Here is an 881-nt window from a genome sequence, read left to right on the forward strand (position 1 = left end):
GACAAACTCTTCTCGAAGTTTCATTGTTGAACACTCTTTCCAAGGCATCCCGGTCCCTCCCTGAATGCCATGTTAATGTGTCAACCATCTCTCCGAACACCTGTCACCTATGTCTCCGGTATGTACACCCCGAGCCGGGACCCAGAGCCACACACTCAGCCCATAACCACCCCCGCACTGGATCCCGCATCAAGTGCGGGAAGACGGCGGAGGTTGCTTCTTAACCACTTTCTTACCTGCTGCTTTTGCAGTAGACAGACCGGCATCAATATTATTGCTGCATGTGTTGTCTATGGTTATTGCTGATCTATATTTCTGGTTCTTTATTTCGTCGTCTGCCTACATGGTCTTCACTTGGCAGATATCATTCGGCTTACCGCCGGCCTATGTGTACCCAAGCCTGAAAGCAGACACGAAGTTATTTAACCACGTACGCCTATCAATCTTTGCGGTAATGCCATGCGTTGCAGGGTTGGCAGTAACAAACGAGCTGGCCTTCTTCGTTCCTGCTGGTTTGGTTGCAATATGGTCTGGTTGGCGCACCCGCACTCTGCTCCTGAACAGAACCCAAGGCCCGCTTCCTTGGCTCCTGATCCCACTCTCAGCAAGATGGCCCATGCTCATCTTCGATATCTGGACCATCGGCGGAGCACTTCTCATGCTTCTGCAATTTATCCGCTAGCAAACACTCCCCGCTGTCATCTCGAGCCCAAGACAACTCCCCGCCGTCATCCCGCACAAGCGCAGCGCGATGCGGCAACTGTGTTTATGCATTGAATGGAACATTGTCTCTGAGCAGTGCATTGGCTGTGATGAGTATCTTTCGCGCCAGAGCAATCATAGCCGCTTTGAAGGGCTTTCCTCTTTTGATGAGTGCTTGA

General features: G+C 51.5%; 1 protein-coding gene. It reads left to right on the forward strand.

The features are described from left to right. The first annotated feature begins 292 nt into the window (after positions 1–292). On the forward strand, positions 293–682 hold the full coding sequence (locus PsAD26_RS23730) for a hypothetical protein (RefSeq protein WP_063312387.1): 390 nt from the start codon (positions 293–295) through the stop codon (positions 680–682). Positions 683–881: the final 199 nt, after the last annotated feature.

The organism is Pseudovibrio sp. Ad26, assembly GCF_001623285.1.
Classification (GTDB): Bacteria; Pseudomonadota; Alphaproteobacteria; order Rhizobiales; family Stappiaceae; genus Pseudovibrio; species Pseudovibrio ascidiaceicola.